The sequence below is a fragment of the Variovorax sp. CF079 genome (assembly GCF_900101545.1).
GTDB lineage: Bacteria > Pseudomonadota > Gammaproteobacteria > Burkholderiales > Burkholderiaceae_C > Variovorax.
This window is the reverse complement of record NZ_FMZU01000012.1, coordinates 73,866-92,557: the sequence shown is the minus strand read 5'-3', so window position 1 is coordinate 92,557 and position 18,692 is coordinate 73,866. Positions and strand designations below refer to the sequence as shown.

Below are 18,692 nucleotides of genomic sequence, written 5' to 3'. Positions count from 1 at the left end.
CTGGCCGCGACGGTAGCACGGCCCTCCCGATCGTTTCGACAGGCCCTATGACGTCGTGGCCTTTGCGAGCCGCCGCGCCGAGGCGCTGGCCGCCAGCTGCGGCAGCACCGGCAGCGCGCGGATGCGCAGGCCGGTCAGCGCGAACAGCGCATTGCCGAGCGCCGGCGCCACCGGCGGCACGCCGGGCTCGCCCAGGCCGCCGAGCGGCCCCTCGCTGGCCAGGAAGTGGATGTCGAGCTCGGGCGGCACCTGCGCCATGCGCAGGATCGGATAGTCGCCGAAGTTGCGCTGCTGAACGGCGCCGCCCTGCACGGTGATCTGCTCGCCGAGCGCCGCGCTCAGGCCCATGAGGATCGCGCCCTCCACCTGCTGGCGCGCCGTGTCCGGATGGATCACGCGGCCGCAGTCGACCGCCGAGGTGATGCGGTGCACGCGCGGCACGCCCTCGTCCGACAGCGACAGCTCCAGCACGTGGGCCACGGCGGTGCCGAAGCTTTCCACCAGCGCGATGCCGCGGGCCCGCCCGGCCGGCGGCGCGCTGCGCCAGCCGGATCGCCGCGCGGCCTCGTCGAGCACGCGCGCGAGGCGCGAGCCGGCCGGCAGCAGCGCGCGGCGGTACTCGACCGGGTCCTGCCGCGCGGCGTGCGCGAGCTCGTCGATGAAGGTCTCGGTATAGAAGCCGTGCTGCGTGTGCGAGACGCTGCGCCAGGCGCCGGTGCGGATCGGGTGCGGGTGGTCCACCGCTTCGATCGACTGGTTCGCGATGGCGTAGGGAATCTCGAAGGCCTCGTTGCGGCCCGCGGTGTCGATGTAGCGCTGCTCCCAGCTCAGGGGCCGCCCGTCCGCGTCCAGCACCGCCTGCACGCGGCTGCTGAGCGCTGGCCGGTAGGCGCCCTGCGCGAAGTCTTCCTCGCGGCTCCAGATCATCTTGACCGGATGCGGACTGGCCTCGGCGGCCAGGCGCACGATCTGCGGAATGTGGTTGGACATCTCCGGCAACCCGTGGCGGCCGAAGGAGCCGCCGAGCGGCATCGGGTGCATCGTCACCTGCTCGAGCGGCAGGCCGGCGAGCTTCGCCAGTTCGCTGCGCGCCCACAACAGGTTCTGCGTGCCGCCCCAGTAGCTGAAGCGGCCTTCGGCCTGCTGCGCCGTGGCGTTCATCGGCTCCATGGCCGCGTGATGCAGAAAGGGCACCTGGTAGTGCGCATCGACGCGCTGCCGGCCGTCCACGGAGGCCTGCACCACGTTGCCGATCGCAACCCGGCTCTTGCCCTCGCTCTCCAGCGCCGCACGCTGGCCCGCGAACAGGCGTTCGCTGGAGAGGCTTTCGTCGCCGCCCTCGAAGCGCGGCCGCAGCGCCGCCAGCGCGCGGCGCGCGGTGGTGTAGCGCGTCGCGATCACCGCCACCGCATCGGGCAGCGAGACCACGCGCTCGACGCCAGCCATCGCGAGCGCCGGCGCGGGATCGACCGCCACCAGCCGGCCGCCGTGCCGCGGCGTCGCCAGCACCGCGGCATAGCGCATCTCGGGCAGGCGCACGTCGATGCCGTATTGCGCACTGCCGCCCACCTTGGCCGGGATGTCGAGCCGCGGCACGGAAGTGCCGATCAGCCGGTAGTCACCGGGCCGCTTGAAGCGCGGCTGCGACGGCAGCGGCAGCCGTGCCGCTTCTGCGGCCAGTTCGCCGTAGCGCAGGCTGCGGCCGCTGGCGGCGTGCAGCACCCGGCTGGCCGCCGTGCTCAGTTCGCCGGCGGGCACGCCCCAGCGCTGCGCCGCCGCGTCGACCAGCATCATGCGCGCCAGCGCGCCGGTGATGCGCATGCCGCTCTGGCCGGTGAAGCGCACGGCGGTGGAGCCGCCGGTGATCTGCAGCTTGATGAAGCCCGCGATGGTGCCGAAGGTGGTGTCGATGACGCCGTCGAACAGCGCCGGGATCTGCCGGTTCTGCAGCACCCAGCCGCGCGCCAGAAAGCGGTTGGCGAAACGCGCGTCGCCCGGCGCCGGCTCGGTGCGCACGCGCGGCCAGTCGGCGTCGAGCTCCTCGGCCAGCATCATCGCGAGCGCGGTGCCGACGCCCTGCCCCATGTCGGCGTGCGGCAGGTAGACGGTCACGCTGTCGTCCTCGCCGATCTTGACCCAGCCGGCCAGGATCGCTTCGCCGGGGGCCGCGGCCGAGGCCGGCAAGCCGCGGCCGCTGCCCATGGCCGCCATCCCGACATAGCCCAGGGCCAGCCCGCCGGCCGTCGCGACGGCCGAGCCGATCAGCAGCGTGCGGCGCTTCATGCGAAAGCTCCAGCTGCGACGGCGTGGATGGCCTTGCGCACGCGCGGGTAGGTGCCGCAGCGGCAGATGTTGGTGATCGCGCCGTCGATCTGCTCGTCGTTCGGTTTCGGCGTGTGCGCCAGCAGCGCGGCAGCGGCCATCAGCATGCCGGACTGGCAGTAGCCGCATTGCGGCACCTGGTGGGCGATCCAGGCGCGCTGCAGCGGATGCAGCAGCGCCTTGCCGCTTCCGCCCTGCGCCGCCGCCAGGCCTTCGATGGTGAGGATCTGGTGCCCGACCGCCGCGGCAACGGGCAGCGCGCAACTGCGCACGGCCTGGCCGTCGAGGTGCACCGTGCAGGCGCCGCAGGCCGCGACGCCGCAGCCGAATTTGACGCCGGTATGGCCGAGGTCCTCGCGCAGCACCCACAGGAGCGGCTCCTCGGGCGCGACCGCCACGCGATGGCGCGTCCCGTTGACCTGGAGTTCGAGGGTGGCAATGGATGGGGAATTCATGTGGGGCTCCTGCATGAAGGAGTCCCCGAGCCTAGGCCGCAACTATTAGCAGCGCGTTAGACCGTCAGAAGCGCTCGTGCGGCCCCAGGTAGCGCCACAACCCCACCGGCAGGTTGCCCAGCACCACGCGGCCGATGCGGATGCGCTTCAGGCCCACGACCTTGAGCCCGACCAGCTCGCACATGCGCCGGATCTGGCGCTTCTTGCCTTCGGTGAGCACGAAGCGCAGCTGCTCGGGGTTCTGCCATTCGACCTGCGCCGGCTTGAGCGGCTGGCCGTCGAGGGCGAGGCCATGGCGCAGGCGCGCGAGCTGCTCGCGCGGAAAGGCGGCCTGAGAATTCTGAGCGACCGGCCCGTAGGAAACGCGCACCAGGTATTCCTTCTCGATCTCCGAGTCCTCGCCGATCAGCTGACGCGCCACGCGGCCGTCCTGCGTGAGCACCAAGAGGCCCACCGAATCGATGTCGAGCCGGCCGGCCGGCGCCAGGCCGCGCAGCTGCGGCGGCGAGAAGCGGTGGCGGCTCGGGTCCTCGCGCCAGTGGGTGCGCGGGTTGATCAGCACCACGGCCGGCTCGTGCCCGTCCTCGGCCTGACCGCTCACATAGCCCATCGGCTTGTTCAAGAGGATCGTGACCTGTTGCTGCTGCTGGTTCTGCGCCTTCCTGTCGACCTCGATGCGGTCGGCCGGCCCCACCTTGACGCCCATCTCGGCCACCTGCCCGTTGACCTTGACCCAGCCCTGCGCGATCCAGTCGTCGGCTTCGCGGCGCGAGCACAGGCCGAGTTCGGCCATGCGTTTGTTGAGGCGTGAGAGTGCGGGCGCGTCGGTCATCCGGCGATTGTCACGGCATCAAGCGGTAACCCACCGCGGTTTCCGTCAGCAGGTGGCGCGGCTGCGCCGGGTCGGCCTCGAGCTTCTGCCGCAGATGGCCCATGTAGATGCGCAGGTAGTGGCTCTGCTCGCCGTGCGACGGGCCCCACACCTCGCGCAGCAGCTGGCGCTGCGTGAGCACGCGGCCGGCGTTGGCGACCAGCACCGAGAGCAGCCGGTATTCGGTGGGCGTGAGGTGCACCTCGGTGCCCGCGCGCCGCACCAGCCGCGCCGTGTGGTCGACCTCGACTTCGCCGAAGCGGAACACCGGCTCGGGCTCTTCGGCGCCGCTTGCCGTGCGCGGCCGGCGCAGGTTGGCGCGCACGCGGGCCAGCAGCTCGCCGGTGCCGAAGGGCTTGGTCAGGTAGTCGTCGGCGCCGGCGTCGAGCGCAGCGATCTTGTCGGCCTCGTCGGTGCGCGCCGAGAGCACGATGATCGGTACGCTCGACCAGCCGCGCACGTCGCGGATCAGCGAAACACCGTCGCCGTCGGGCAGCCCGAGGTCGAGCACCAGCAGGTCCGGCTGGCGCGTACCGGCCGCCGCCAGGCCGTCGCGCAGCGTCGCGGCCTCGTGCACCTGCCAGCCCTCGGCCTCGAGCGCGCCGCGCACGAAGCGGCGGATCTGCGGCTCGTCCTCGATCACGATGGCGGTGGGGCTGGGCATGGTTCAGGCGGCAAGGTCGCTCGACTCTGCCGGCTCGGGTGGTTCCCGGCGCGGCAGCGTGACGGTGAATTCTGCCCCGCCGCCGCCCGCATTGGCCGCCGTGATCTCGCCGCCGTGGGCGCTGACCACCGCCTTGCAGATCGCGAGACCGAGCCCGACACCCGGTGTGGCCGATTCGGCCTGGCCGCGCGTGAACTTGTCGAACAACGTCTGCTCGCGGCCGTGGAGCGCGGCCGGCAGACCGGGGCCGTGGTCGCGCACGCTGAGCACCAGCGCGCGCTCGGTGGCGCGCGCGCCGACCTCGATCGGCGCCGCGCCGTACTTCACAGCGTTCTCGAGCAGGTTGACCAGCACGCGCTCGATCAGCACCGCATCGAACTCGACCAGCGGCAGCTCGGCCGGCAGCGCGGTCTGCACCGCCATGTCGCCGAGCGCGGGCCGCGCGGCGCGGATCGCCGAGCCCACCACCTCCTCCACCGACTGCCACTCGCGCCGGAGGTTGACCGCGCCGCCGGCGATGCCGCTTTCCAGCCGCGCCATGTCCAGCAGGTTGCTGACCAGCGCATGCAGCTGGTGCGCCTGCGCGACGATGGCGCGCGCGATGCGGCGCTGATCGCCGGGCGCCTCCGGCAGCGCCTGCAGCGATTCGGCCAGCGCGATCAGCGCGGTGAGCGGCGTGCGCACGTCGTGCGAAATCGCGCCGAGCAGCGCGTTGCGCAGGCGCTCCGATTCCATCTCGACCACCGCCTGCTGCGCCACGTCGACATAATGCACCCGCTCCAGAGCGATCGCGATCTGCCGCGCCAGCGTGTCGAGCTGCTGCGCCTGCTCGGGGATCATCAGCCAGCGCGGTTGCGCGGGCTCGAGCGCGAGCACGCCGCGCACGCGCATCGGCGCCTTGAGAGGCACGTAGTGCCAGGGCTGCGCGGCCAGCGTGGCGGTGGCGAGGCCGGCCGACTGGCCTTGCCTGAAGGTCCAGTCGGCCACACTGGCATCGAAGCCGGGCGGCGGCTCGGTGGGCATCACCAGGCGGTCGGATGCGTCGGGCACCAGCACCAGCGCGTGGCCGCCGAAGTGGCCTTGCACCGCGGCCGCGCCGAGCGCCACGACCTGGTTCGTTTCGAGTGCCGCCGAGAGCTCGCGCGTGAGTTCGAACAGCGACTGCGCGCGCCGCTCGCGGCTGGTCGAGACGCCGGCCGCGAAGCGCAGGCCCGCGGTGAGTTGCCCGACCAGCAGGCCGACGCCGAGCATGACGGCGAAGGTCACGACGTACTGCGCATCGCTGACCGCGAAGGAGAAGCGCGGCGAGACGAAGAAGAAGTCGAAGGCCGCCACGTTGAGCGTCGCGGCGAAGGCCGCAGGCCCGCGCCCGAATCGCATCGCCACGCCGACCACGCCCAACAGGAACAGCATCACCATGTTGGCCAGCTCCAGCACGCCGACCAGCGGCGCGGCGAGCAGCGTGATCGCGACGCTGCTGGCGGCGGCCCAGGCATAGCCGGGCCAGCGCGCATGCGGGCGGTCGCTGTCCTCCACCTCGGGGTCGCCGCGCCGCCCGCCCGGGCGCGCCTGCGCGATGCGGCGCGAGCTGTCGGCGCGCGCGACCTCGACGATGTCGATGCCCGGCGCATGGCGCGCGAGCTCGCGCGTGAGCACGCGCTGCGGCCACCAGCGCTGCCAGCCCTGGGCCGGCTCGGCGCGACCCACCACCAGCGTCGCGCAGTTCAGGCGCTGGGCCTGCGCGGCGAGCTCTTCGGCCACGTCGACACCGGTCAGCACCGCCGTCTCCGCGCCCAGTTCCTCCGCCAGCTTGAGCACTCCGAGGATGCGGTCGCGCTGCGGCGCAGCCAGCCGCTGCAGGCGCGGGGTTTCGACGTAGGCCGCATGCCAGCGCACGTTGAGCTGGCCGGCCAGCCGCGCCGCGGTGCGCACCGTCTGGCCCGCGCCCTCGTGCGGGCCGACGCAGGCGAGGAGCGCGCCCGAGGTGTTCCAGGCCGGCGGCCCGACCTCGCCCTCGCGGCCGGACTGCTCGATGCGCCAGCCGCGCACGTCGTCTTCCACGTGCTCGGCGGTGCGGCGCAAGGCGATCTCGCGCAGCGCGATCAGGTTGCCCTTGCGAAAGAAGTTCTGCGCCGCGCGCTCGGCCTGCTGCGGGATGTAGACCTTACCGGCCGCGAGCCGGGCGGTGAGTTCGTCCGCGGTGACGTCGACCAGCACCACTTCGTCGGCCTCGTCGAGCACCGTGTCGGGCACGGTCTCGTGCACGCGCACGCCGGTGATCGCGCCGACCGTGCCGTTGAGGCTTTCCAGATGCTGGACATTGAGCGCCGACCAGACCTCGATGCCCGCGGCCTGCAGCTCCTGCACGTCCTGCCAGCGCTTGGCATGGCGCGAACCCGGCGCGTTGGAATGCGCGAGCTCATCGACCAGCAGCACGGCCGGCTTGCGCGCGAGCGCGGCGTCGAGATCGAACTCGGCCAGCGTGCGGCCGCGGTAGGCCACGTCGCGCAGCGGCAGCGTTTCGAGACCGGCCAGGAGCGCCGCGGTCTCGCTGCGGCCATGCGTTTCGACCACGCCGATCACCACGTCGCGACCGGCCGCGTGCTCGCGCTGCGCGGCGCTGAGCATGGCCCAGGTCTTGCCGACGCCGGCGCTGGCGCCGAAGTAGATGCGCAGCTTGCCGCGCTGGGCGCGCTCCTCGTCGGCACGCAGCTGGGCCAGCAGTGCGTCGGGGTCGGGGCGGGCGATTTCGTTCATGCGATGCATTGCAGGTTATCGCATCGGCCGCTCCTTGCGCCTATCGCGACGGGCGTGCCGCCGCGCGGTGCGCGACACCATGAACCACGCGAAGCCCATCGGGATGAAGAAGGCCGCGAGGGCGCACAGCGCATGGAGCAGCTCATCGGGCATGGCAGGTGCTCCTTGCTCAGCGTGCGGCGTCGAGCGCCAGGTTGAGCGCGAGCACGTTCACGCGCGCTTCGCCGAGCAGGCCCAGGAGCGGCGTTTCGGTGTGGTCCTCGATCAGCCGGGTCACATGGTCGGCCGGCATGCCGCGCAGGCGCGCCACGCGCGCCGCCTGGTAGCGGGCCGCGGCCGGGCTGATGTGCGGGTCGAGCCCGCTGGCCGAGGCCGTGACCAGGTCCACCGGCACCGGCTGCGTGTTGCCGGGGTCGGCCGCGCGCAGTGCCTCGATGCGGCCCTTGACCGCCTCCGTCAGCGCGGGATTGAGCGGGCCTTGGTTGGAGCCGCTCGATGCGCCCGCGTTGTAGGGCATCGGCGCGGTGGCCGATGGGCGGCCCCAGAAGTGCTTGGTGTCGCTGAAGTTCTGCCCGATCAGCGTGGAGCCGACGGGCTTGCCGTCGCGCACGATCAGGCTGCCGGCCGCCTGCGCCGGGAACACCGCTTGCGCGGCGACGGTCACGGCCAGCGGATAGACGAGGCCGGTGATCACGCTGAGCAGCACGAAGAGCACGAGCGCGGGACGAAGAATGGTTTTCATGATGATGATGTCCTCAGACCAGACCGACCGCGACCAGCAGCCAGTCGATGAGCTTGATGCCGATGAAGGGCACGATGAGCCCGCCCAGGCCGTAGATCGCGAGGTTGCGGCGCAGGAGCGCCGCGGCCCCCACCGGCCGGTAGCGCACGCCCTTCAGCGCGAGCGGGATCAGGAACACGATGACGAGCGCATTGAAGATCACCGCCGACAGGATGGCCGACGAGGGGCTCGCGAGCCGCATCACGTTGAGCGCACCGAGCTGCGGATAGGTCGAGACGAAAATCGCCGGAATGATGGCGAAGTACTTCGCCACGTCGTTGGCGATCGAGAAGGTGGTGAGCGAGCCGCGCGTCATCAAGAGCGCCTTGCCGGTCTCGACCACTTCGAGCAGCTTGGTCGGGTTCGAGTCGAGGTCGACCATGTTGCCGGCCTCCTTGGCAGCCTGGGTGCCGGTGCCCATGGCCACGGCCACGTCGGCCTGCGCGAGCGCGGGGGCGTCGTTGGTGCCGTCGCCGGTCATCGCCACCAGGCGGCCTTCGGCCTGGTAGCGGCGGATCAGCGCCAGCTTGTCCTCGGGCGTGGCCTCGGCCAGGAAGTCGTCGACGCCGGCTTCGGCCGCGATCGCGGCGGCCGTGAGCTTGTTGTCGCCGGTGATCATCACGGTCTTGATGCCCATGCGGCGCAGTTCGGCGAAGCGCTCGCGGATGCCGGTCTTGACGATGTCCTTGAGCTCGACGATCCCGAGCACGCGCGAACCCTCGGCCACGGCCAGCGGCGTGCTGCCGCGGCGCGCGACCTCGTCGGCGGCGCGCAGCACTTCGGGCGCCATCGAGCCGCCGAGCGCTTCCACATGCCGGCGCACCGCGTCGACCGCGCCCTTGCGCAGCGGGATCGCATCGGTGTCCAGGCTGTTCGGCGCCGCCGGCAGGTTGACGCCGCTCATGCGGGTCTGGGCCGTGAAGGGCACGAAGTGCGCGCCTTCCACGCCCCTGTCGTCGGTGCCGCCGCGGCGGGCCAGCTCGACGATGCTGCGGCCCTCGGGCGTTTCGTCGGGCAGTGAAGCGAGCAGAGCGATGCGCGCCAGCTTGTCCTGCGGGACGCCGGGCGAAGTCAGGAAAGCGCTGGCCTGGCGGTTGCCGTGCGTGATGGTGCCGGTCTTGTCGAGCAGCAGCACGTCGACGTCGCCTGCGGCTTCCACCGCGCGGCCGGAGGTGGCGATCACGTTGGCCTGCATCATGCGGCTCATGCCGGCCACGCCGACGGCCGACAGCAGGCCGCCGATGGTGGTCGGGATCAGGCACACCAGCAGCGCGACCAGCGCAGTGAGCGACACCACGGTGCCCGCGCCCATCGCACCGACGCTGAAGATCGAGTACGGCAGCAGCGTGACGGTGACCATCAGGAACACCAGCGTCAGCGCCACCAGCAGGATGGTCAGCGCGATCTCGTTCGGCGTCTTCTGGCGCTTGGCGGCTTCGACCATGCCGATCATGCGGTCGAGGAAGGATTCGCCCGGGTTGACCGTGATGCGCACCACCAGCCAGTCCGACAGGACGCGCGTGCCGCCGGTGACTGCCGAGAAGTCGCCGCCCGACTCGCGCACCACGGGCGCCGATTCGCCGGTGATGGCGCTCTCGTCGACCGAGGCCACGCCTTCGATCACCTCGCCGTCGAGCGGGATCACGTCATGGGCCTCGACGAACACCACATCGCCGCGGCGCAGCTCGGGCGCCTGCAAAGGCAGCCACTTGCCGCCGTGGAAGGGCTCGACCATCTTCTTGGCCCAGGTGTCCTTGCGCAGGCCGCGCAGCGACGCCGCCTGCGCCTTGCTGCGGCCCTCGGCCAGCGCTTCCGCGAAGTTGGCGAAGAGCACCGTGAACCACAGCCAGATCGAGACCGCGAGCACGAAGGCCGGCGACATCCCGGTATCGCCCGGGAAGCTCAGCGCATGCACCCACAACAGCGTCGTGAGGATGCTGCCGATGTAGACGATGAACATCACCGGGTTGCGCCACTGCACCCGCGGGCTCAGCTTGGCGAAGGCGCCCCACAGCGCGGGCTTGACCAGCGCGGCGTCGAAGAGCGAGAGGTGCTTTTTCTGCCGGGCAAAGGCCTTGGCTTCGGCCGCGGCGGTGGCTTCAGCCACGGCCGCCTGGGCGGGCTCGCCCAGGGCAATAGGAGAAGGGTTCTTTTTCATGGTCTGCGGTCTCATTTCCACAGCATCAGGTGTTCGACGACCGGCCCGAGGGCGAGTGCCGGCACATAGTTGAGCAAGCCCACCAGCAGCACCGTGCCGATCAGGAGCGTCACGAACAGCGGGCCGTGCGTGGGCATGGTGCCGGCCGTGACCGGCAGGCGCTTCTTGGCGGCCAGCGAACCCGCGATCGCGAGCACCGGCACGATCACGCCGAAGCGGCCGAACCACATCGCGATCGCGAGCAGCGCGTTGTAGAAAGGCGTGTTGGCCGACAGGCCGGCAAAGGCGCTGCCGTTGTTGTTGCCGGCCGAGGTCAGCGCGTAGAGGATTTCGGAGAAGCCGTGGGCGCCCGGGTTGGCGATGCCCGCGCGGCCCGCCCCCATGCCGACTGCGAGCGCGGTGCCGGCCAGCACCAGGATCGGCGTGACCAGGATCGCGATCGAGGTCAGCTTCATCTCGTGCACCTCGATCTTCTTGCCCAGGTATTCGGGCGTGCGGCCGATCATCAGGCCGGCGATGAAGACCGCCAGGACCGCGAAGATCAGCATGCCGTAGAGGCCGGTGCCGACGCCGCCGAACACCACTTCGCCGAGCTGCATCAGCACCAGCGGCACCATGCCGCCCAGCGGCGTGAAGGAGTCGTGCATCGAGATCACCGCGCCGCACGAAGCCGCGGTGGTGATGGCCGCGAACAGCGCCGAGGCGCCGATGCCGAAGCGCACTTCCTTGCCTTCCATGTTGCCGCCGGCCTGCAGCGCGCTCGCGGCCTGGTCGACGCCGAGCGGCGGCAAGAGCGGATTGCCGGCCTGCTCGGCCGGAATGACCGCGACCACCGCGAGCACGAACATCACGGTCATCGCCGCGAGGATGGCCCAGCCCTGGCGCTGGTCGCCGACCACCCGGCCGAAGGCGAAGCACAGCGCGGCCGGAATCAGGAAGATCGCGATCATCTGCACGAAGTTCGCGAGCGCGGTCGGGTTCTCGAACGGATGGGCCGAGTTGGCGTTGAAGAAGCCGCCGCCGTTGGTGCCGAGCATCTTGATCGCCTCCTGCGAGGCGACCGGGCCCATGGCCAGGGTCTGGGTGGTGGTGCTCGCGTCTTCCGTCACCGGGTTGCCGGCCGCATCCTTCAGCGGCTGGCCGGCGGCGTCGAGCTTGGGGTTCTGGTAGGCCGTGGCTTCGATGGTGGTGACGGTCTTGTAGGCGTCGAAGTTCTGGATCACGCCCTGGCCGGCGAAGAAGATCGCGAGCACGAAGGAGATCGGCAGCAACAGCCAGACGGTGATACGCGTCATGTCGACCCAGAAGTTGCCGACCAGGCCCTTGCCATCGGTGCTCCGGGCGGCGAAGCCGCGCGCCAGTGCGTAGGCCACCGCAATGCCGGTGGCGGCCGAGAGGAAGTTCTGCACCGTGAGCCCCAGCATCTGCGTGAGATAGCTCATGGTCGATTCGCCGGCATAGCCCTGCCAGTTGGTGTTGGTCGCGAAGCTCACCGCGGTGTTGAAGGCCGAATCGGGGGACACGGCCGCCATGCCCGCGGGGTTGAGCGGCAACACGGCCTGCAGCCGCTGCAGGCCGTAGACGGCGAGCGCACCGACGGCATTGAAGGCCAGCAGGCCCAGCGCATAGCTGCGCCAGTGCATCGACTGCTCGGGTGAAACGCCGGCGAGCTTATAGAGCGGCGCTTCGGCACGCTGCATCCAGCGCGGCAGGCGGCCTTCGCACAGCGCCGCCAGGTACCGGCCGAGCGGCCAGGCGAGCAGGCCCAGCACGATGAGGTAGAGGGCCAGCAAGGTCCAGGCGGAGGCGTCCATCTCAGAACTCCTCGGCGCAGATCAGCGCGAACACCAGGTAGGCGAACAGGATCACGGCGATGAGGCCCGCGAATCCATAGAGAGCATCGGGGCCGATCACGTGCGCTCTCCCTTGGGCGCGTCAAGCTTGCACAGCCCGACCACGGCCTCGGCCATCACGACCCAAAGCCCCGCAATGGCGGCAATCCATATGAAGTCCATTCACCACTCCTGCATCGAGAAACAATGCAGTCAGTGTCCGCACGGTTGCATAAAAGCGGGAAACAGAGTGCGCTGAGAGGCGTAAAGAAAGTATAAAAATCGCAAGCCCCCGCCAGCGCATGCCGAGCGCTCGCCTATAACCGCAGTCTCGACAACAAACGGTATCTGCGTATGCATCCACCTCGGCAAGGTCTTGGAATTCTCACGCTGAGCGCGCTGGGGGTCGTCTATGGCGACATCGGTACGAGCCCGCTGTACACCATGAAGGAGGTCTTCAACCCGGCCCATTCGCTCGCCCTAAATGCTGCGAACGTCATCGGCGCTGTTTCGACGATCTTGTGGGCGCTGATGGTCGTTGTCACGCTGAAGTACGTGGTGCTGATCTTGCGTGCGCACAACCGGGGCGAAGGAGGGATCATGGCGCTGACCGCTCTCGCAGCCAAAGCGGCGGGGAGCACGCCCAAGCGTCACACGCTTCTCCTCCTGATTGGCGTGCTCGGCGCAGCACTCTTCTACGGCGACGCCGTCATCACGCCGGCAATATCCGTCCTGGGTGCCATGGAAGGCTTGGAAACCATCACGCCTGCGCTCAAACCGTATGTGCTGCCCATCTCGACGGCCGTGATCATCGGATTGTTTCTTGGGCAGCGCTTTGGCACCGCGGCGGTAGGCAAGCTGTTCGGCCCCATCGTCGTCGTGTGGTTCGCTGTCCTCGCTATCACCGGTGTGGCGCAAATCGTCGAGCATCCGGCCATCCTGGCGGCCCTCAATCCGTTGCGGGCCATTGAATTCATGCAGGCGCGCGGGTGGCACCTGTTCGTCGTCATGGGTGCAATCGTCCTGGCGCTGACGGGTGCCGAGGCCCTTTACGCGGATATGGGCCACTTCGGCAAGAAGCCGATTCGCTTGGCCTGGAACACCTTCGTACTTCCGGCCCTGGCGCTCAACTACATGGGACAAGGAGCCCTGCTCCTCAGCGATGCCAGCGCGCTCGAGAACCCATTCTTTCGGCTCTTTCCAACGTTCTTGCTGATTCCCGCCGTCGTGCTCGCGACGATGGCCTCGGTGATCGCATCGCAAGCCACGATCTCCGGAGCCTATTCGCTGACCAAGCAGGCCGTCCAGTTGGGCCTGCTTCCACGAATGCAGGTGCTGCACACCTCAGAGAAGGAATTCGGGCAGATCTACGTGCCTTTCGTCAACTGGGTCGTGATGGTTGCGGTACTGCTCGCGATGGTGGGCTTCGGAAGTTCTTCTGCGCTCGCGTCCGCATATGGAATTGCGGTCACGGTAACGATGTTCATCACGACCTTGCTCACCTTCTTTGTTGTTCGGCATGCGTGGGGGTATCCCCTGCCGCTTGCTTGGGCAGCGACCGGCGCATTTCTGTTGGTCGATGCTGTGCTCGTGGTTTCGTGTGCTCTCAAGTTCTGGCAGGGCGGTTGGTTTCCGATCGTCCTCGGCAGCGTCATATTCGCGATCATGGCGACCTGGCGGCGTGGCCGCGAACTCCTGATCGAGCACATTCAAAAAGACGACCCGGACCTGTTGCCCTTCATCACGGAGCTGGCAGCCGACGAACATGTGCGCCGCACTCCCAGAACTGCGGTCTATGCCGTGGCCAATCCGGACACGGTGCCACAGGCCCTTCTGCACAACATCAAGCACTACCAGGTGCTGCACGAGCAGAACGTGATCCTCACCGTGCGCTTTCAGGAGGTGCCGTGGGTGCCAGAGGAAGAACGCTTGCAAGTGGAGCCCCTGGTCGATGGATTCTGGAGAGTGCGGGTGAACTACGGCTTCAAGGACGAGCCCGACGTGCCGCGCGCATTGCGCCTGTGCATGCGCGAGGGGCTCAAGGTCGACGAGGCCGCGATTTCATACTTTCTCAGTCGTGAGATCGTGATTCCGACGCGCGGACCCGGAATGGCCCATTGGCGCGAAGCCCTGTTTGCCACGATGTCGCGCAATGCCGGCAGCGTGGGGGATTTCTTTCGACTCCCCCACAACGCTGTGGTCGAACTTGGGACGCGAGTGCAAATATGAATGAAGGCACTGCCCCGTGCGTATTGCACACATGCGCGGGCTTTTTGCGACCTCGGGTGTCTTCCTGTGAATTCGTTGCTATCGATTCGTCCTCTGCCTGCGTACAACCCGACGCATGGATTGAAAGATGAGGACACCATGGACACCGAAGCCATTGCACTGATCGTCGACGAGCCGATCGCCGGTCATTTCTACTGGGTGCTGCAGAAGCAGGACGGCTCGGACTGCCGCCCCGTCGATGCCGCCGAAGGGCCGATGCCGACCTACGGCGCGGCGATGATGGCCGGCATCGCGGCGCTGCAGCGCCGCAGCGATGCGCGCACCAAACCCGGCGCGCAGACCCTGCACTGAGCCCCGGCTTCCCGCGCCCCGCGCCCCGCGCGCGGGAATTCTCGATTCGAGAAGGCAGCCATCTCGAATCGCGTACTCTTCGTTGCCCCCGATCCGGCACACTCGCCGGCCCATCGCGCAGCATTCAGGCTGCGCCTGAAACGAAGAGACAACCCCATGATCCGAAAGCTGCTGACTTCCACGGTCCTGGCACTGGCGTTCGCCGCCGTGCAGGCCCAGCCCTATCCCGCCAAGCCGGTGCGCCTGATCGTGCCCTTCCCGCCCGGCGGCGGCACCGACATCCTGTCGCGGCTGGTGGCGACCAAGCTCACCGAAGTCAGCAAGTGGACGGTGGTGCCCGACAACCGCGCGGGCGCCGGCGGCACCATCGGCATCGCCGAAGCGGTGCGCGCCGCGCCCACCGGCTACGAGATGGTGATGGGCCAGAAGGACAACATGGTCGTCGCGCCCTGGCTCTACAAGAACCTCAGCTACGACCCGACCAAGGACCTGACGGCGGTGGCCCACGTGGCCTACACGCCGGTCGTGATCGTGACCCGCGCCGAGTCGAAGTTCAAGACGCTGGCCGATGTGGTGAGCGCCGCGCGCGCCGCGCCGGACAGCATCACCTACGGCTCGCCCGGCAACGGCACCACCATCCACCTGGCCGGCGAGATCTTCAAGACCGCAGCCAACATCAAGATGCGGCACGTGCCCTACAAGGGCTCCAACCCCGCGATGATGGACGTGCTGGCCGGCAACGTCGACCTCATGGTGTCCTCGCTGCCCTCGGCCATGGGGCAGATCAAGTCCGGCAAGCTGCGCCCGCTGGCGGTGACCTCGGCGCGCCGCAGCAGCTCGCTGCCCGAGGTGCCGACCGTGGCCGAGCTGGGCTACAAGGACTTCGACGTCAGCACCTGGTACGGCATCTTCATGCCGGCGGGCACGCCGAAGGAGATCATCGTCACGGTGAATGCCGAGGTGAACAAGCTGCTGGCCACGCCGGAAATGAAGGCCGCGATCATCGCCCAGGGCGCGGAGCCGCAAAGCATGACGCCCGAGCAGTTCGGCACGCTGCTGAAGAACGACTACCTGAAGTGGCGCGACATCGTGAAGGCTTCGGGCGCGACGATCGAGTAGTGATGTCCTCCTCCGCGCCCCACCATCTGTGCCGCGTGATCGCCTCGCCCTGGCCGGGCGTCCACAGCGTCCACACCGACAGCGCGCGCAGCTTCGCCAGGCATTCGCATGCGAGCTTCGGCATCGGCGTGCTGGCGCAGGGGGCGCACAAGTCCGCCAGCGGACGCGGGCAGGTGGAGGCCTGCACGGGCGACCTGCTCGCGAGCAATCCCGGCGAAGTGCATGACGGGCGGCCCGCGCGGGGCGAGACAGCCCGGCGCTGGCACATGGTCCACCTGGAGCCCGAGGTCCTGGCCTCGATGGGCGGGCCGGAGCGGCCGGCCGGCGACGTGGAATGGACACGCCCCGTGATCCGCGATGCGCGGCTGCGCGCGGTGCTGGTCCGCCTGCTGCAGCGGCTGGACAGCTGGGACGCGGGCCGGCGCACGGATGCGGATGCGCTGGCGTGCGAGGAATCGCTGGTGCAGGCCTGCGGCCTGATGCTCGCGCACCACGCCAACGTCGCGCCCCCGGCGGATGTGGATCGCGGGCTCGCGCAGGTGCGCGAGCGCATCGCCGACGACCTGCTCGCGCCGCCCTCGCTCGCCGAACTCGCGGCCATGGCCGGGCTCGGCAAGTACCAGCTGCTGCGCCGCTTCGCCGCCGCCTACGGCATGCCGCCGCACGCGTGGCTGCTGCAGCAGCGCGCGGAGCGTGCGCGGTGCCGCATCCGCGCGGGCGACACGCTGGCCGCGGCCGCGCTGGCCAGCGGGTTCGCCGACCAGAGCCACATGACGCGCGTCTTCGCGCGGCACTTCGGCTTCACGCCGGGCGCCTGGCAGCGCGCCGCCACCGCGGGCCGGCTGCAATAACGTTCAAGACGCGAGCGGGCGCGCGGCTCGAGACTCGGCGGCTGATCAACTCAGGACAAGCGCCGTGCCGAATGCATTCTTTCATCGTGACGAGATCTGGTCCGCACATCCCGCGCTGGTGCCTTGCGCATGGGTGGTCGATGGCGTGACGCCCCGGCTGGCCGTGGCCGCGCAGGTCGAGGCGCAGCAGGCGATCGCGCGTGCGCGCCTGGCCGCCGGCCCGGAAGGCGAGTTCCCGGAGATCCAGGCCTGGCGACGCGTGTTCTCGTCCATGGGCCTCAAGCCCACCCAGGTGCGCTGCGCGGCGGAATCGCTGCTGCGCCGCTTTCGCAAGGAGGACGCCTTGCCGCCGCTGCATCCGCTGGTGGATTTGTGCAATGCCGTCTCGATGGCCTTCGCCACGCCGATCGCGGTCTTCGACCTCGCGCACATCGCCGGCTCGCTGGAGGTGCGCTTCGCAAGCGGCAGCGAAAGCCACGAGGATTTTGCGGGCGTGCACGAGGCGCCCGGCGCCGGCGAGATCATCTTTGCGGACGCGCATTCGCATGCGCACGCGCGGCGCTGGTGCCACCGCCAGAGCGCGCGCTCGGCCGTGCGCGGCGAGACGCGGCAGGTATTGATCGTGGCGGAAGCCATCCACGCGTCGGCCGGCGCGGACATCGCGCGCCTCAAGGACGTGCTCTCGCGCGCGCTCGGCGATGCAGGCTGCGCGGTCGAGGCGTGCAGCCTGCTGAGCCGCGCCGCACCGCGCATCGCGCTGCCGGAACCGTCGGCAATGCCGGACTGACAGCGTCAGCCCGCGTCCCGGACGTCGGCCACCGGCTGGGTGCCGAAGTCCGCACGCGCCAGGTACTTGAGCACCTTCGCCGCCGCGGTGGCCGGCGTGTCGAGCTGGCCCTCGGCCTTCAGCCGCTCGAAGCGCGCGCGCTCGGGGAACATCTCGGCCTCCGCCCCGCGCAGCTGCACCTGCATGTCGGTGTCGATGACGCCGGGCGCGAGCGAGACGATCTTCGCGCCGCCGCCCAGCGCCGCCTCCTCCAGCGCCACCGCGCGCGAGAAATGGTCCATGCCGGCCTTGGCCGCGCAGTAAGGCGCCTGGCTGGCCATCGCGTTGCGGCCGAGGCCCGAGGAGATGTTGAGCACACGGCGCTCGGCGTGCCAGCCCTGGGTGGCGGCGAGGAAGGCGGAAGTCAGCAGCATCGGCGCCTCCAGCCCCACGCGCAATGCGTGCGCCAACTCCGCTGCGATCGCTTGCGACAAGGGGCGCGGGCGGCCGATGGTGCCGGCGTTGTTGATCAGGGTGGCGCTGGTGAAAGCCTTCGCATCCAGGTTTTGCAGCCAGGCGGTGAGCCGCGCCGCGGCCGCGACCGGGTCGGTCAGGTCCTGCTGCCACTGTTCGAGCTCGGCGCCGGCCTCGCGGGCGCGCGCGGCGAGCTGCTCGTCGGCCTGGCGCGAAATGCACAACAGGCGCTGCCCGGGCTGCAGCAATTGTTCGGCCATGGCGCGGCCAAGGCCGCGGGAAGCACCGGTGATGACGGTGAGCTGGGATGAATTCATGCGATCTCGTGAAATGGTTCATTGACGGCGAAGCGCCGTGCGGCATTGATGCTAAAGGCGAGTTGACTAAACGCGAGTCGGCTTTCTAAAGTCACCCATGCCGATCCAATACGAGCCCGCCCGCGATCAGCGCCACTACGCTGCGCACTTCGGTCTCGCGTGTCCCGCGCAGGCGCCGCTGGTCCGGCCCGGCGGGCAAGGGCTCTTCATCCGCCGGCCGCGCGCCGACCGCGAGGGCAGCGCCGCGGCGGCGCGATTCGAGATCGCGCCGGGTCGCTGGGGCCTGATTCCCCTCTTCGCCAAGGAGCGCGAATACCCTTTCACCTTCGAAGCGCGCGGCGAGACCGCCGCGAGCGAGCGCAACTTCTACCAGCCCTGGAAGCGCGGGCATCGCTGCGTGATCCTGGCCGATGCGCTGTTCCGCCGCGGCGACAGCGAAGACTCGGTGGTGCGCGTCTCGCGTGCCGACGGCCAGCCGCTGGCGATGGCAGGGTTGTGGAACGGGTGGCGTTCGCCCGAGGGCGAGTGCGTGGAGAGCTTCGCCTTGCTGACGCTGCCTGCCCTGGATCAGCGCGAGCTCCGCTGGGTGGTCTTTCTTCGCGAGGCGTGGATCGACGACTGGCTGCACTGCCCGGTGGAGGAAACGGCCGCCTATCTGCGGCCCTACGCCCTCGACAAGCTGGTGCGCCGGACCATCGTGCACGACCCGAGCATTCCCCTGCCGGAGCGGGCGCCCGCCGCCTGA

General features: G+C 69.7%; 17 protein-coding genes. 6 read left to right on the top strand and 11 right to left on the bottom strand.

The features are described 5' to 3' along the window. Window positions 1-45: 45 nt before the first annotated feature. The 10 genes from BLS74_RS17310 to kdpF all read right to left on the bottom strand — a co-directional run bounded on the left by BLS74_RS17310 (window position 46) and on the right by kdpF (window position 11,922). Complete coding sequence (locus BLS74_RS17310; protein WP_093108373.1) at window positions 46-2,283, bottom strand: xanthine dehydrogenase family protein molybdopterin-binding subunit; 2,238 nt, start codon at window positions 2,281-2,283, stop codon at window positions 46-48. Further along, a complete protein-coding gene (locus tag BLS74_RS17305; protein WP_093108372.1) occupies window positions 2,280-2,777 on the bottom strand; it encodes a (2Fe-2S)-binding protein in 498 nt (165 codons plus the stop codon). Before BLS74_RS17305 ends, BLS74_RS17310 begins: the two co-directional genes overlap by 4 nt. Before the next feature lie 64 nt (window positions 2,778-2,841). After that, window positions 2,842-3,609 carry a pseudouridine synthase gene (locus tag BLS74_RS17300; RefSeq protein ID WP_093108371.1) on the bottom strand — a complete coding sequence of 256 codons (768 nt, stop codon included), beginning with the start codon at window positions 3,607-3,609 and terminating at the stop codon, window positions 2,842-2,844. 10 nt (window positions 3,610-3,619) lie between these two features. Further along, window positions 3,620-4,312, bottom strand: coding sequence for a two-component system response regulator KdpE (gene kdpE / locus BLS74_RS17295; RefSeq protein ID WP_093108370.1), 693 nt, complete (start codon window positions 4,310-4,312; stop codon window positions 3,620-3,622). A gap of 3 nt (window positions 4,313-4,315) precedes the next feature. After that, window positions 4,316-7,069 carry a DUF4118 domain-containing protein gene (locus BLS74_RS17290; protein ID WP_093108495.1) on the bottom strand — a complete coding sequence of 918 codons (2,754 nt, stop codon included), beginning with the start codon at window positions 7,067-7,069 and terminating at the stop codon, window positions 4,316-4,318. 15 nt (window positions 7,070-7,084) lie between these two features. Further along, the gene (locus tag BLS74_RS34420) at window positions 7,085-7,222 is read right to left on the bottom strand and encodes a hypothetical protein (RefSeq protein ID WP_170855629.1); all 138 of its coding nucleotides are present in this window, start codon (window positions 7,220-7,222) and stop codon (window positions 7,085-7,087) included. A 16-nt stretch (window positions 7,223-7,238) separates the two neighbouring features. Continuing rightward, window positions 7,239-7,811: a potassium-transporting ATPase subunit KdpC gene (gene kdpC, locus BLS74_RS17285; protein WP_093108369.1), complete on the bottom strand. Its 573-nt coding sequence runs from the start codon at window positions 7,809-7,811 to the stop codon at window positions 7,239-7,241. Window positions 7,812-7,824: 13 nt separating this feature from the next. After that, window positions 7,825-10,008 (bottom strand): potassium-transporting ATPase subunit KdpB, encoded by a 2,184-nt coding sequence (gene kdpB / locus BLS74_RS17280; protein WP_093108368.1) that lies wholly within the window; start codon window positions 10,006-10,008, stop codon window positions 7,825-7,827. 11 nt (window positions 10,009-10,019) lie between these two features. After that, on the bottom strand, window positions 10,020-11,822 hold the full coding sequence (kdpA, locus tag BLS74_RS17275) for a potassium-transporting ATPase subunit KdpA (RefSeq protein ID WP_093108367.1): 1,803 nt from the start codon (window positions 11,820-11,822) through the stop codon (window positions 10,020-10,022). 1 nt (window position 11,823) lies between these two features. Next, window positions 11,824-11,922, bottom strand: coding sequence for a K(+)-transporting ATPase subunit F (gene kdpF, locus BLS74_RS17270; RefSeq protein WP_093108366.1), 99 nt, complete (start codon window positions 11,920-11,922; stop codon window positions 11,824-11,826). 272 nt (window positions 11,923-12,194) lie between these two features. Between kdpF and BLS74_RS17265 the strand changes: the two genes are divergently transcribed. The 5 genes from BLS74_RS17265 (at window position 12,195) to BLS74_RS17245 (ending at window position 17,177) form a co-directional block, all read left to right on the top strand. Next, window positions 12,195-14,069, top strand: coding sequence for a potassium transporter Kup (locus tag BLS74_RS17265; protein ID WP_093108365.1), 1,875 nt, complete (start codon window positions 12,195-12,197; stop codon window positions 14,067-14,069). A gap of 138 nt (window positions 14,070-14,207) precedes the next feature. Next, on the top strand, window positions 14,208-14,420 hold the full coding sequence (locus tag BLS74_RS17260) for a hypothetical protein (protein WP_093108364.1): 213 nt from the start codon (window positions 14,208-14,210) through the stop codon (window positions 14,418-14,420). Between the two features lie 156 nt (window positions 14,421-14,576). Next, window positions 14,577-15,539, top strand: coding sequence for a Bug family tripartite tricarboxylate transporter substrate binding protein (locus tag BLS74_RS17255; RefSeq protein WP_093108363.1), 963 nt, complete (start codon window positions 14,577-14,579; stop codon window positions 15,537-15,539). A gap of 2 nt (window positions 15,540-15,541) precedes the next feature. Further along, complete coding sequence (locus BLS74_RS17250; RefSeq protein ID WP_093108362.1) at window positions 15,542-16,390, top strand: AraC family transcriptional regulator; 849 nt, start codon at window positions 15,542-15,544, stop codon at window positions 16,388-16,390. Window positions 16,391-16,454: 64 nt separating this feature from the next. Next, window positions 16,455-17,177 (top strand): B3/B4 domain-containing protein, encoded by a 723-nt coding sequence (locus tag BLS74_RS17245; protein WP_093108361.1) that lies wholly within the window; start codon window positions 16,455-16,457, stop codon window positions 17,175-17,177. A gap of 5 nt (window positions 17,178-17,182) precedes the next feature. On the opposite strand, the gene BLS74_RS17240 is transcribed toward BLS74_RS17245, so the two are convergent. Further along, complete coding sequence (locus BLS74_RS17240; protein ID WP_093108360.1) at window positions 17,183-17,947, bottom strand: SDR family NAD(P)-dependent oxidoreductase; 765 nt, start codon at window positions 17,945-17,947, stop codon at window positions 17,183-17,185. A gap of 97 nt (window positions 17,948-18,044) precedes the next feature. Between BLS74_RS17240 and BLS74_RS17235 the strand changes: the two genes are divergently transcribed. Beyond that, entirely contained in the window at window positions 18,045-18,692 is a 648-nt protein-coding gene (locus tag BLS74_RS17235; RefSeq protein WP_093108359.1) for an SOS response-associated peptidase family protein, read from the top strand.